Origin of the sequence: Streptococcus salivarius (genome assembly GCF_002094975.1) — a bacterium.
Lineage (GTDB): Bacteria > Bacillota > Bacilli > Lactobacillales > Streptococcaceae > Streptococcus > Streptococcus salivarius_D.
This window is the reverse complement of sequence record NZ_CP015283.1, coordinates 1,258,549-1,274,055: the sequence shown is the minus strand read 5'-3', so window position 1 is coordinate 1,274,055 and position 15,507 is coordinate 1,258,549. Positions and strand designations below refer to the sequence as shown.

General features: G+C 40.7%; 4 protein-coding genes and 1 pseudogene. 3 read left to right on the top strand and 2 right to left on the bottom strand.

The window, feature by feature from the left end:
* Positions 1–193: 193 nt before the first annotated feature.
* Positions 194–1,709 (top strand): annotated as a pseudogene (locus tag V471_RS06020) (IS1182 family transposase).
* A gap of 163 nt (positions 1,710–1,872) precedes the next feature.
* Here the strand turns inward: V471_RS06020 and V471_RS06010 are convergent.
* The gene (locus tag V471_RS06010; protein ID WP_084871233.1) at positions 1,873–3,858 is read right to left on the bottom strand and encodes a KxYKxGKxW signal peptide domain-containing protein; all 1,986 of its coding nucleotides are present in this window, start codon (positions 3,856–3,858) and stop codon (positions 1,873–1,875) included.
* 481 nt (positions 3,859–4,339) lie between these two features.
* On the bottom strand, positions 4,340–9,073 hold the full coding sequence (locus tag V471_RS06005; RefSeq protein ID WP_084871232.1) for a glycoside hydrolase family 70 protein: 4,734 nt from the start codon (positions 9,071–9,073) through the stop codon (positions 4,340–4,342).
* Between the two features lie 1,010 nt (positions 9,074–10,083).
* On the opposite strand from V471_RS06005, the gene V471_RS06000 reads away from it, so the two are divergent.
* Positions 10,084–12,933 (top strand): KxYKxGKxW signal peptide domain-containing protein, encoded by a 2,850-nt coding sequence (locus tag V471_RS06000; RefSeq protein WP_084871231.1) that lies wholly within the window; start codon positions 10,084–10,086, stop codon positions 12,931–12,933.
* Positions 12,934–12,990: 57 nt separating this feature from the next.
* Positions 12,991–15,462, top strand: coding sequence for a KxYKxGKxW signal peptide domain-containing protein (locus V471_RS05995; RefSeq protein WP_002883855.1), 2,472 nt, complete (start codon positions 12,991–12,993; stop codon positions 15,460–15,462).
* Positions 15,463–15,507 lie beyond the last annotated feature (45 nt).

The following is a 15,507-nucleotide window of genomic DNA, read 5'->3' as shown; positions in this document are numbered from 1 at the left end:
GAAAAAGCAAAATTTACTAACACTTCTTCTTGTCGTATTTGAAGGCATTATCGTTATCGTCGTGGGATAAAGAGTCTGGGACAAAAGTCCTTTAGCTCCAAAAAGCAACGGTTTTATGCCGTTGCTTTTTGCATGATTGTGATAGTCTTGGTGAAATAGAATTGGCCAAAAAACCATTTAGAAAGGCCATCCCATGCACATTCGCTATAACACAAATCAAACAACTTTACCACTAGAACTTGCTTGCATCTTACCTCAAGACCACATCGTTTTCACCATCGAAAAGGTTGTCAATGCACAAGATGACAGTTACTTCCAGGCCTTCTATCATGCCTTCGGTCGTCCGTCTTATCACCCTAAAATGCTTGTATCTACTCTTCTATTTACCTATTCACAAGGAATTTTCTCTGGTCGAAAAATTGAAAAAATGATGATTAAAAATCTCGTTATTCAATACCTAACAGGACAGTTGGTTGTCAGCTACCGTACCATCAATCGTTTTCGAGTCGCTGAAGGGATGGAAGACCTCATTCGTAATCTTTTCATCGACCTCAATCTTCGTTTAAAAATAGAAGAGTTAGTGACCTTAGATTGTTTGTTTATTGACGGAACTAAGATTGAAGCTAACGCCAATAAGTACAGCTTTGTTTGGAAAAAAGCGACAGAAAAATTATCCGCTAAACTTCAAGAACAGATGCAGGTCTATTTCCAAGAAGAAATCACAACTCTTATCCATCAAGCTATTGAACTGGATACACAAGAACCTATCTCCTCAGAACAGTTGACTGAGTTCGCTCAGCTTCTTGAAGAAGAATTGGCTGAACTAAGCCATGATATTGAGGAAACACCAGTTAAAGGAAAGGACGAACGTAAAACTCAACGTCGTAAGCTCAAGAAAGTCCTGCGTAAAGTTAAGGATGATTTTTCAGTACGTGCTGAAAAAGATGAGAACTATCAAGAGACATTTGAAGGGCGCAACAGCTTTTCTAAAACCGATCCAGATGCCACTTTTAGGCGGATGAAAGAAGACCATATGAGAAATGGACAACTTAAGGCTGGTTATAATCTTCAAATCGCTACTGAAAACCAATTTGAGCTTCACTATGATGTCTTCTCAAATCCAACAGACACCAGCATGCTGTTTCCTTTTTTAGAAAGCTATCCACATGAGTTAAAAAGAGTTGTCGCCGATGCGGGATACGATAGCGAGGAGAATCTTCTCACCTTGGATAGGATGGGTGTTGATCATTTGATTAAATATAGTCTTTTTGATAAGGAACAGAAGAAAAAACACAAAGAATCTGATAGGAATTTGGATAATTGGACTTACGATGGGACGGCTGATTCCTACACCCATCCAGAGGGGTGGGTATACCAGTTTGACCACGTCAAACACAACCATACCACGACAGGTTTTAAACAGGAAATCAGGGTTTATAAGGCAGAACAACCTGAATCAGCTCCTCAAAATGAACGTACGCTATCAGCACTTAAAAGTAAAAGAAAGTCAAACGCTTTTATCTGACGAAGGTAGACAAATTTTCGCTCAACGCAAGATTGATGTGGAACCTGTCTTTGGTCAGATAAAGGCTTGTTTGGGTTACAAGAGACGTAATCTAAGAGGCAAACGACAGGTTAAAATTGACATGGGATTGGTTCTCATGGCCAATAACCTCCTAAAATACAATAAGAGAACGACTCAAAATTAAAAAGCTAGAGTTCCACAATTGGAAATCTCTAGCTTTTTTGTGGTTGAAAACTATTTTTGTCTCGGACTCTTGAATTATTTAATCACCTAGAGATTTGATGGGAAAAATTAATAATTGATATTGGAAAGGGAAAAAATCTCTAGATTTTTAAAGTACATATTAATTAGCGACGCTGTCTCAATTCACCAGTTTTGGCATCGCAGAAGAGTCGTTTACCACCAACATAAACATAACGTCCTTTAACTTGACGACCTGAACCGTCGAAGTAAAGTTGTTTACCATTGATGACCTGTTGTCCAGTCACTGCTTGGCCAGCTGAGTTAAAGTAATACCAGCAGCCACGTGCAGCTTCGACAAAGCGGTTTACCACTTGCTCACCTGTGTGGGCATCAAAGTAACATTTCTTACCTTGGACAGTGAGCAATTTACCTTTGACTTGAGCACCATTGCTACCAAAATAGTAAACTTTATTGTTAATATTTTGAAGACCTGTTACTTTGTGACCATCTTGGTTAAGGTAAGCCCATTGGTTAGCCGCAATTTGAATGAATTGGTTGATTACTGCTTGACCAGTGACGGCATCATAGTAACGTCCTTCAGCCCAGCCACCTTTTAACTGACTGTGGTCTTTGTTGAAGTAATAGAGTTTACCATCAATCACTTTTGCACCTTGAACGAGGCAACCAAAAGCATCCGCATAATACCAGTTGTTATTTTCAAAGATAAAGCGTGAAACAGCCATTTCACCAGTTTGGGCAGAAATGTAGTATTGCTTGTTGCCTTGTTGCATCATCTGACCTTTGATTTGACGGCCTTCTGAGTCAAAGCAATATTCTTTACCATTGATGATACGTTTTCCTGTCACAGCGTAACCATGTTCATCTAGGTAGTACCAAGCTTGGTTTTCTTTATTTTGAACAGAGGTATTTACAGCCATATTACCAGTATCAGGAATGAAGTAACGGATACGGCCATCTGAGAAGCGAATAAACTTGTCTTTAGCTTGGATACCTGTTTGTGTATCAAAGTAGAAGGTTGTGCCACCCATTTCAAGGAGACCAGTAGCCATGTGACCATAACAGTCAAAATAGCGGACATCCTTACGGTAACCTGCAAAATCGTAGAAACCGTTGATAGCTTTCACACCATTTTTATCGTAATAATAAGTGTAGCCATCGCTACCTTTAACAAGTGAGTCACGAGCTTGAAGACCATTTTCAAGGAAGTAATAAGCCTTACCATCGATGACCTTTTCACCTTTGACCTTTTGGCCATATTGGTCGTAATAATACCATTGGTTCTCGCCTACACGGACAAATGAAGACTTGGCATTGTTCGAATCAACACTTGGCTTAGTCTCGCCTGAGATGATTTGGTAACCTGAGTTATTTTGTTGATTTCCTTGTGAAATGATAGTGACATTAGCATTTGAACCGTTTGATTGACCTACTGTCACATTTGGAAACAGTTTATTAGAGTTCGAAACGATAGTCACATTCGGAGTTGTTCCTGAAGCCGTGATGGTAATCGTCGTGTTTCGACCACCATTCCAATGAATGCCGTTTGAGTCAGACGAACTTGTCGTAATTGTCGCAAAACCGCTAGCTGACGATGATGATGACCAAGATGATGACGACGAGTAAGAATACCAAGCTGAACTTGATGAGCTTGACGAACTTGACGCACTAGCACTTACTGATGCTGAGCTGCTACTTGATTGGTAAGCAGAACCCGTTTGTGATGAATTAGAGTTTTGTGTTCCTACTACTTGAGAAGATTGTGACGAGCTCACTTGACCAGCTCCACCACCTACCACAGTCTGTGATGAGCCTCCTGTTGAGGCAGATGATGAAGACTCGTAGCTTGAGCTTGTTTGACTGCCATAGTTAGATGACACCGCTGACAAATGGCCAGCATCTTCTGTCAAGGTTGGCGAATAGCTTTCATTAATCATTGAGGCACTTGATTCAATACCTGCATCTGTTTGTTCAAAACCGTCACCATTAGGTAGTGACACTTCATCTGCTTGTGCCGATTGGTCTGACAAAAAGGCTCCACCCGCAAGTGCAACCATCGACAGCGTACTAACTCCAATGGTTACCCAATTTTTCTTGACCTTGTGTAACTTAAATCCAACTTTCTTTTCCATAACATACACCTTTCAATATAACTTTATTTCTCTATTCTATGTTAAGGGATTTTGGAAACGAATACAATTACAGATGCATAACCCTATTCTCATAAGACTAACCTTCTACCCATAATCCATTTGAAAAAATAAGCCTAAGATATATAGCTATAGCTTTTATATGTTAGAAAACGTTACCAAAAAACGTTCAGATTTTTTAAAAAGTACACAGAAATTCCGACTTTTAGCACTTTCACCACCTTCTTCATTAGAATGACTGAGCATAATTTAAAGCTAAAGTAAGCAGTCTATTGACGATTCTCTTAATCAAACTCATTGTTTACTTACAATCTGCTTGACATATCAAGAGATAGTAATAAAAGAAAAGCACTTGAAACATTTTGTTTCAAGTGCTTAAAAGTGGTGAGACTGGGAAGGTACCTACTGAATTTTAATCTAAAAGCATCTAGGATAGTCCCAAAATCACATTTTCTTCTGCCCCTTATCGATTTCTGACCCAAGCTCCAGTATTGGCGTCATAGTAACGACGTTGGCCTTTAACCCAGACGTAACGGCCTTTGACCTGACGGCCAGAAGCGTCAAAGTAGAGGTGTTGACCGTTGATGACTTGCTCACCCGTTACTGCTTGTCCTGAGGCGTTAAAGTAATACCAAACACCGCGAGAAACTTGGATAAAGCGATTGGTTACGGCTTCACCACTATTGGCATCAAAGTAGTATTTCTTGCCTCTGTATGTCAGAAGTTTCCCTTTAGCTTGGACACCGTTGCCTTCAAAATAGTAAAGTTTACCATTGATATGCTGGAGACCAACTACCTTTTGACCATTTTGGTTGAGATAAGCCCATTTGTTGGCACCGATTTGGACAAAGCGGTTGCTTACGGCCTGACCTGAGTCACCATCATAGTAACGGCCGTTGGCCCAGGCACCCTTGACTTGGCTATAATCATTGTTGAAATAGTAGTGATTACCATTGATGACCTGAGCACCTTTAACCAGTTTACCATTGCCATCGACATAGTACCACTTGTTGTTTTCCGTCACAAAGCGTGAGCGAGCAATTTCACCACTATCACCATCAAGGAAGTAACGTTGGTTATTGATAGTGACAAAGTGTCCCTTAACCTGACGTCCTTCATTGTCAAAGTAATACTGCTTACCGTTAATGGTTTGTAGTCCTGTCACGGCATAACCGTTGCTATCGAGGTAATACCAAGCCTTGTTCTCAGGATTTTGCGCAAATCGGTTGACTGCGAGATTTCCTGTATCTGGGATGAAGTAACGCGTGCGTCCGTCCGCAAAACGGATGAACTTGTCTTTGGCTTGAATACCAGTCTTTTCATCAAAATAGAAGGTTGTGCCATACATGTCGTGGAGGCCACGATACATTTGACCGTTGCCATCAAAGTAGCGAACGTCTTGGCGAGGACCCGCAAAATCATAAAATCCGTTAAAGGCCTGAACCCCTTTAGGATCGTAATAATACACATGACCATCACTACCTTGGCGAAGGACATGACGTAGCTGGAGACCATTGTCTAGGAAGAAGTATTTCTTGCCATCAATGACCTGCTCACCTGTGACCATGTTGCCATTCTTATCAAAGTAATACCACTGGTTGGCACCGACTTGAATAAAGGTATTCTTAGCAAGGTAGCCACCAATTGAGAGGTATTGGACATCATCTCCAACCCTACGGAAACCACTTCCAGTAATTTCAGTCATTTGTTTAGGAAGGAAGGTTTGACCTGCTTTGACGCTGAAGTATTGGTTGGTAGCGTTATCTTGTAGGACATAGCGAGCTCCAGTACCTTGGATATTGCTTCCATTGAAATACTTGGCTGACCATTGCGTGATTTTCTCATTGGTAGTCAATTTACGGCCGTTTGAAATCTGCACGCGCTCAAAGATTGCTGGGTATTTTGCCTTCAATTCATCAAGGAAGGCACCACCGTACTTGCCTTGGAAGTCATTTCCAAAGGTACGTGTTTTAGCTGCGTAGAGGCTATTGTAGATTTCAGCATTTGGACGTGGTGTACCGTAGCTATTGGTACGAGAAGCTGTTACCACTTCTTTTCCAGGGAGATTGTAAATTTGATCTGGAACCCAGTCAGCAATGGCTGAGATACCTTCTGCGTGAAGGGCACGAAGGGCATCCATGAGGTCTTTGAGTGAACCGTATTTGTTGTTCTTGCTCATGGCAATATCGTAGCGGTCCTCGAAGGCGTAGCCATTTTCAATGATAGAATCCAAGAAAGTGCCGTCTTGGCTAGACACATACTGTGGCGCAAATTCAAAGGAAGTGATTCCCCACTCTTTGAAGAGTTTGGCATTTTGAGCAATAACACGGTTGGTGTACTGACTTGGTGTCTTAACGAAATCTTGGAAGTTTGAGAAGCCTTCGTAAATGACTTGTGAATCAAGAGCTGCTGATGATTCAAAGACCTGCTCACCCTTCTTGGTCGTCGAAGCCTTGGTTCGGGCATCTTGGTTTTCTGAGGCACCCACTGGCACCCAAACTGCCAAATAACCTGAAACTTCAACGGTTGAATGACCAGCAATATCATCTGCCGTGAAGGTCAAGTTCCCTTGATTGTCCGTATAGCGAACCAATCCAGCTGGTACATCAGAATCCTTGAGGTAGGTCGCAAGACCTGTCGATTTGCTGAGAAGCAATGGACGGTAAGCCTGATTTTTGTGGGCAGCTCCCATATTGACTACCAGACGATCATTAGCTCCCAACTTCATATCTGGACGGTTGGCTGTAAGGACCAGCATTCCTTGGTTGCGTGTTTCAGCAGTACCAAGCTGGTTGGCTTCTTCTGCCCCCTTACCATAACGCACAGATGACATGATTTCATAGCCATTAAGCTTAGTAACCTTCATGTCTTGACCACCTGCTACATATTTGATGCGAGCACGGAGCAGGGCATCGATGGCATTATAGTACGGTGATTTTTCAGCCATGTATTGGCCATCGTCGGTAAAGAGGTCCCCGTAGTAAACACGAGTGATACTATCCTTGTTGGTCAACATTGTGGCATAGGCAGCTGGGATATTGTACTGGGTGTACTTTTTATCAGCCTTGCGCATGTCCGCATTGTAGATTTCGAAGGCCTGTTTGAGCTCATCCATAGTGAAGGTGAAACCATCTGTTTTTGGATTAATCTGCTTGCTGATGATATTAGCCAAAACAGCTTGCACTTCACTATCATGGGCTCGCACGAAAATATAATTGGCATCACGTGGCGTGTGTTTCTGCTCACTTGAACGATTGTTAAGAGAGTTAGTAATCACGCGCTCCAAGCTGCCACGGTAATTGCTCTTACGCAAGAAAGTCGTCAAAAGCGTTTCACGTAGTGGATTGTCGATAGACAACTGAGCACCCTTGGTATCCTTGTTGTATTGGTGGTCGTTGTATGACCAAGCTTCAAGGATTGACAAATGAGCAATGGCATTTGCTTCATTATCTGCGACACGGTATTTTTCCTTGAAGTAATCAGAAGCAATCTGCAAGAGATCCGCATCCACATTGTCCACCGCATCGATACGAACACCGTCAAAGTTGGCACTTGGATCATTGCCAAGGATAGAACCAATGTTCATGATGTAGTGGAGCCAGTTTAGTTGCTCTGCCTGAACAGCTGGGTTAGAGTTGTCGATATCGTTAGCCAAGAGCAACTCGTAACCACCATTTGAACGGTCAATATGATATTTGCGTGTCCCCGTTTGGTTAGTCGGTGTGCGGTTCATGAGGCGGAAATCTGAATTGGCATGACTTGTCGCACTATTATTTAGGAAGGTCAGAGCGCCTCCTTGCAAGTGGTCTTTACCAACTAAGAGATTGTCCTCACTCTCAGAGTTCCAGCCAGGCTGTGTTTTGATGAAGTCTGACATCAACTGGCGAAGCCAAGTGGTATTGCCCTCACGACCAATACGTTCCTCGATGCCTCGTTGAACCGTTTCGGCAGCAGCTGCCAAGTCATAGCTCATCATATCTGTCGTATAGGTCTTATTACCAAACCCTTGTTGGCTCATATAGTTGAGGTAGTTGACCTGTGTCACCTTGTCTGGCCACCAAGTCATCAAAAGTGGACGATAATCTTTCTCAGTTGAAGCTGTCCAATTCTTCCCATCCTTCAAAATCTGTTTTGGACGGTACCAGCTATCAGCCGTCAAGAAATTATCCAAGTGTTCAAAACTCTTACTTGACGTATCATAGGCCTGGTTATAAACCGCATAGATAGAGTTATTTGGAATGGCATCGGCACGATACAAAGGTTTACTTTGATCCACCATAGCTCCAGTCTCATCGAAATAATAAAGACGCCCATCAAGCTCAATGGCTGCGTTCTTTTTCACGACGCCATTTTCAACATAGTACTGCTTGCCATCGATAGTCTTCAAGTTAGAGGCTACTGGTTTATAGTCAAGACTTGGCTGATTTGGTTGGACCGGCTTGTTAGGTTGAGACGGTTGACTTGGTTGAACAGGTTTGTTGGGTTGATTTGGCTGCGTTACAATGGTCACATTTGGTCTTGTGCCATTTGGACTTGTCACCGTCACGTTTGGTTTAGGCGTGTTTGGCCCTGTGATAATGGTTACATTTGGTGTCGTACCGCTGGCCGTAATCGTGATGTTAGTATTGCGGTTGGCATTGATACGAATAGTGCTATCAGCAGCGCGTGTGGCAATTGCTGGCGCTGCATTGGTCAAGACTCTAGGTCTTGCTTGTTCTGTCACACTTGGAGTAGACTGAGCACTTGTTTGCCCAGCTACTTGAGTTGATGTCTGACCTTGTGACACCTGTTCAGTAGTCTGTGTCTCTTGGCCACTGGATTGAGTTTGCGAAGATACTGCCACTTCTTGACTGGCAACTGGACTAGTTTGTGCTTGAGCAGTTGCCTCCTGGCTGACTGCACTTGTCGCCGCCTGGAAGCTTGTTTCGTGACTTACGCTGGCTGTTGCTACTGCTGACACACTTGCTTGAGCACTAGCTTGCTCAGTAACAGTTGTTGTCGTCACTAGACTGGCAGTCCCATCCTCACTCAGTTGCTGCAAGCCGTCACCGTTAGGTGCGCTCGTCTCATCGGCCTCTACTTTTCCTTGAGCTAGGAGGCTTCCACCTGCCAAGGCAACCATTGAGAGAGTGGTCACCCCAATAGTTACCCAGTTTTTCTTAACCTTGTGTAGTTTAAAACGTACCTTATTTTCCATCTATATCAATCATCCTTTTTTCTGTTGTCATCTCTACTCTATGATATATTCAGACAAATTACAAATAGGAAAAAATCATCTTCTTTTCATAAATCTCTGCCACAAGCTCAGTTATATTAACTTTGATTAGTAAAAATGAGACCTTACACCATATGTAAGGTCCTAAATAGAGTTTTTTTGCTTCTCAAACTCCTTCAAACGCTTATCTTCAAAGGCTTTTGAAGATTAAAGCAAGCTTCAATTAACCTTAAGAGATAGCAAAACTATGAGAGAGGTAGACCCTAAAAAGACAATTCTGAAAAGAAAATTTTAGATAGAAAGACTCTAGTTTTTCATCTGACTAAGACCAGGTCCTGTCTATGAGGAACAAAAATTAAAAATATAAATGATTTACACAGGTGAATTCTTATTTGACTAACGAAACTAAATATAGAATCTTTTATGTCAGTTCTTTAACATTTTTGATAATTCCGTTAGTTTCTGTTGTTTATTCTTAAAAAAGGATTATAATAAGGCTAGGTGAACATGTAAGCGTTTTAATTTTGCTTTAAAGGACACTTGGGGGATTATCTAAAAGATTGATATTAGTTACCTAATGCCTAAATACGGTTTATTGTAGGGTAATCATTCCTAAGTTGCTCAACCATAAAACTAGGGCTCATTTCTAAAAAAACATCGTTTCTAACTAGAGCTCTAGAGGAGATACCTCATACTAGGAAGCTCTAGTTTTTTGTGTCTCATAGCCTTAAAAAAAACGAGATAGTCTAAGCATAGAAAGGAGAACATATTTCAAACCATTCTCGTGTTACAAAAAATTATTTATCTATAACTCATGTTTGCCTTGAACAGTCTCACAATACTGAAATTGAGGAGATTGGGAGAAAATAAGGATTGCCATAAAAAGATTAACTTACATCGTTAGGGACTCTACCCAATGCTCACTTTTCATAAACTCTCATGACAGTCCTTATTTGTGATATGTAAAAGTTTAAAATGAAAGGAGAATTATCATGGAAAAGAAAGTACATTTTAAACTTCACAAAGTTAAAAAACATTGGGTAACTATTGCAGTGACAGGACTCACTTTAGGATTGAGTTTTGCAGGCCTTAACTACGCTTCAGCTGAAGAACAGCCTACCCCCGTTAATGAAGCGACTGTTGAAGCCATCATCAAAGAAGGTGCTATTGACGTCGAGGCTCCAGCAACTAGTGAAGCCACAACTAAACCTACAGAAAATACGACTACTACCGCTTCGAGCGAGGCTGCCACAGTGTCAGAAACACCTGTAGTCACCTCTGAAGTGGCTTCAACAGAAATTGTTTCTGAAAAACCAAGCTCTGAAGTCACAAGCACAGCTAGTTCGGAAGCAGCTAATTCTGAAACTACACATTCTGAGGTAAGTGCAACGACTAGTGAGAGTGTTACAACTGAGAATTCGTCACCAACAACTAGTGATACTGATACCCCTAATTCTCAAGTTCCCTCTGCTGAAAATAATATCACTGGCGGTCACTACTACAGTGATGAACAGGGGAATTGGTACTATGAAGATGCTAATGGGAAAAAACTTACTGGAGATCAAACGATTGATAACGTAAGAGTCTCCTTCTGGGAGGACGGAAAACAAATTAAAGGACCACAAATCGTAAATTACAAACTATACCGTTATTTTGATGATAATACTGGTCAACTACAAACCAAACGTTATCTAGAATATAAGGGAAACTGGTACTATGTTGACAAGGATGGTATTCCTCTCAAGGGGGAACAAACCATTGATAGGCAAGAAGTTTATTTTGATTATGACGGAACTCAAGTCAAAGGAGACTTTAGTGAAAAGTATTCCGGTAATCTTGATAAGATGCACTATTATGACCCTAACACCGGAGCTAGGGTTAGAAAAGAAGGTCTCGTTCAAGATAAAGAAGGAAGAACATTTTTTATCAATAATGACGGTTCTAAATATACAGGAACTCGTATGATTGATGGTAATCTTTATTATTTCGAAATCGACTCTGGTGTCATGCAAAAAGGAATCAGCATAGAGCTAGAAGATGGAAAGACTCTTCCAACTTCTAATAAATATGGAACACCCACAAACATTACACGTCGTTACTATTTTGACTCAGAAACCGGTCAGTTAGTCAAAAAACAAACAATTAAAGAACATGATAAATGGTACTACTACGGTGATGATGGAAATGCTATTCGTCCTAAAGATGGGGAAACCCTTATTAATGGACAAATCGTCTATCTCTACTCAAACGGCCGTCAAGCTAAAGGAGAGCTTGTTCTTGATAATGGGGTCCTCCGTTACTATGATCCTGATTCTGGAGCTCGTGTTGTAAATACAAGCCTAACGATCAATGGGATGACTTATAACTTTGATGAAAATGGGATTGGTAAAGATGCTCCAAACCCTAACGGCTACTATAGCGATGAACAAGGTAACTGGTATTATAAGAATGCAAGCGGAGAAAACCTTATCGGTTCCCAAATCATTAAGGGACAAAGAGTATTCTTCCGGGATAATGGACAACAAGTCAAAGGGGCCTATTTAGATATATATAATGACCTTAAAGGTTACTACGATATCAATACAGGAAATCTCGTAACCAATCGTTACGTTGAAGTTAATGGTAATTGGTACTATGTTAATAAATACGGTAGCCCACTAAAAGGAGCCTACATTATTGATGGACAAGATGTTATGTTCGATCCCCATAATGGTAAACAGATTAAAGGAGGATTTGTAAGAGATCCGAAGTTTATCTCCAAATATTATTACATGCCTAAGTACTACTATGATAAAGACAATGGTTGCAAAGTAACCCATGCAGGCTTTGTTAATGAAAATGATTCAACCTACTACCTTGATGATAAAGGACAAATAGTTCTTGGACTTCAGGAAATTAATGGCGATTTCTATTACTTCCGTCCAGAAAATACGTATAAACAATATGACATTGGAGAAATGTTACGAGATCGTTTTATCTATGAAAATAATAAGGTCTATTATGTTGATCATAGTGGTAAAGTCTTGAAAAATCGCTTTTTCGAACGTAATGGATTTTGGTATTATTTTACAAAAGATGGTACAGCTGCAACAGGAGAAGTTGAAATTAATGGTCAAAAACTATACTTTGATAATCCTTGGGGTTTTCAGACCAAAGGAAGGGTTGCTGAAAACGGTAAATTCTATGACAAAGATTCTGGTGAACTAGTGACCAATACTTTTAGAGAAGGATTGACTTCCGTTGGTAGTACCATATATGGCGAAACTATATATGCAAAGGACTGGTATTACCTTGATAGGGAAGGCCGACCACTAAAAGGACCTCAAACACTTGATTATGTCAAAATGTACTTCTTCCCTAATGGAGCACAGGTTAAGGGACGTTTTGCTCCTGATGGACACTACTATGATAAGGATACTGGTGCACTTGTAACAAACCGTTACGTCCATATCTATAACTGGAAATTTCAAGATAAATACGGTAATCCTGTCGATAACTTTTTTATCCAGTACCCACATAATTTTATTCTTGATCCCAATGATAACACAATACCAGTAGACATTAGTCACTACCCACTTTCAAGCAAAGACTTCGATTGTGAGGACTATTTCTACTACGTTGATGTCAATGGTGATAAAGTTACCGGTGAGCAAACCATTGACAATGTTCCTGTCTACTTCCACAGTGATGGTAAACAAGCTAAAGGGGAACTAATCACTGTCGATGGTAAAATCCACTACTACGATGCCAACTCAGGTGCCCGTTTGTCAAATATTGACATTACTATTAAAGGGCAAACCTATCACTTTGATGCGGATGGAAACGGAACACTCATTAGTTAATGAAGTTATAGAGACTCCTTCTCAATAACGACAGTTTAAAATGAAAGGAGAATTATCATGGAAAAGAAAGTACATTTTAAACTTCACAAAGTTAAAAAACATTGGGTAACTATTGCAGTGACAGGACTTGCTCTGGGATTGAGTTTTGCAGGACTCAGCTACGCTTCAGCTGAAGAACAACCTACACCTGTTAATGAAGCAACTGTTGAAGCCATCATCAAAGAAGGCGCTATTGACGTCGATGCTCCAGCAAGTAATGAAGCCATAGCTAAACCTGCAGAAAACACAGCTGCTACCGCTTCGAGCGAGGCTGCCACAGTGTCAGAAACACCAGCACCTAGCTCTGAAGTCGCTTCAACAGAAACTGTTTCTGAAAAACCAAGCTTTGAAGTCACAAGTACAGCTAGTTCGGAAGTAGCTAATTCTGAAACTACACATTCTGAGGTAAGTGCAACGACTAGTGAAAGTGTTACAGCTGAGAATTCGTCACCAACAACTAGTGATACTGATACCCCTAATTCTCAAGTTCCCTCTGCTGAAAAGAATATCACGGGTGGTCAATGGTATAGTGATGAACAAGGCAATTGGCATTACAAAAAAGATGGCAAGGATCTGACAGGTCCAAACCTAATTGATGGACAGCATGTCTATTTTGACAAGGATGGTAAACAGGTCAAAGGAAACTTTGCCCAAGATGGACATTATTATGATGGTGAACTTGGACATCTAACAACTGAATCTTTTGTTACTACTGGCGATAACCACTGGTATTATGTAGATAAGACAGGTGAAAAAGTGACTGGCCTTCAAGAAATTGGAGACAAAACTTACCACTTTAATGACAAGGGGCTTCAAACAAAAGGACAAAGAGTAGTTATTGAGGGTAAAGGATATTATTTCCATCCTGAAAATGGCGAACTTTGGAATAATAAGATTGCCCTCTATCATAGTACTCGCTACATTAACGGAACCAGCGACGACATTTATTACTACTATGACAATGACGGTAATATTTACACTGGCCCTAAAACCATCGACGGTAAAGAGTACTACTTCCAACCAGACATGGTCTATTATTCTAAATTCAAGAATCCTGATGGTACTGAAAGTTATTACAATGAACAGGGACAAAAAGTCTATAATGGCTGGGGTAAAATCAGATACATGTACCTGAGAGGATACCTCTGGACACCTTCCGTTTATGCTGATGAAAATGGACATGTTGTTCATGGATTCAAGCGTATTAATGGACAACTCTACTATTTTGATGAATCTGGTTCACTAAGAGATGATGTCCCTGGCAGCCCAAACCCACTGTTCCAAGTTGATGGAAACTGGTACTATGCTCAGTTTTCTAAATACATTAACGGCGTAAGAGGTGCTATCCTCACCAATGCTTTCACTTTTATTGCTGTAGATGATAGATACCCAACATCAATTGCAGATGAAAATGGTAAATTGACTCCAGTTACAGCCAAAAATAGTTATGTTACTGCTGGAGGTAAATGGTACTATGTTGATAAATCTAGTTATCCTTTAAAGGGTGAACAAGTGATAGATTATGTCAATGTCTACTTCCGTGATGACTATTCTCAAGTTAAAGGGGACTTTGCGCCAAACGGCCATTATTATGATAAAGATAGTGGAGCCCTCGTTACCAACCGTTATGTCGAAAAAGATGGCAAATGGTACTATGTCAATGATAAGGGCGATAAATTAATTGGTGCTCAAACTATAGGTGGTGTAGAAGTCTATTTTGATAAAGACGGTGTCCAAGCCAAAGGTATTTTTGCCAATGCTGATCATTTTTATGACAAAGACACAGGTGCTGCTGTCCGAGACCAAATCGTCGAAGTCGATGGCAAACGCTATTATGTTGGTCAAGATGGTAGAAAAGTTTACTCAGGAACACATATTGTTCATGGTGAAGAAGTGAATCTTATCGTTGGAGATGGTCATCAGGCCTTCGGAGAATTCACAGGCCACGGAGATAGTGGAGACTATATCGGATTTGATGGTAAAAAAGTCACAAAAGCTGGTTTCGTTAAAACCAAAGATAATCACTGGTATTATTTAGACGGTAAGGGAAACAAATTAGTCTCCGTTCAAGTTATCGATGGCGAACTCTACTACTTTGGACTTCCTACTCGTAAATACTACTACGGAATGCAAAGTAGAGGTGAGCTCATCTATGCGTATTACAGTGATACTATCCCTAACAGTAGCCACATCTACTATCTGGATGAAGCAACAGGCGCTGCTCTTAAAAATCAATACCATGAATGGGAAGGTAGTTGGTATTACTTTGGTCCAAACTGGTACGCCTTGACCGGTGAACAAACCATTGACAATGTTCCAGTCTACTTCCACAGTAACGGTAAACAAGCCAAAGGTGAACTAGTCACCGTCGATGGTAAAATCCACTACTACGATGCTAACTCAGGTGCCCGTTTGTCAAATATTGACATTACTATTAAAGGGGAAACCTATCATTTTGATGCTGATGGAAACGGAACACTCATTAGTTAATGAAGTTATAAAGACTCCTTCTCAATAATGACAGTTTAAAATGAA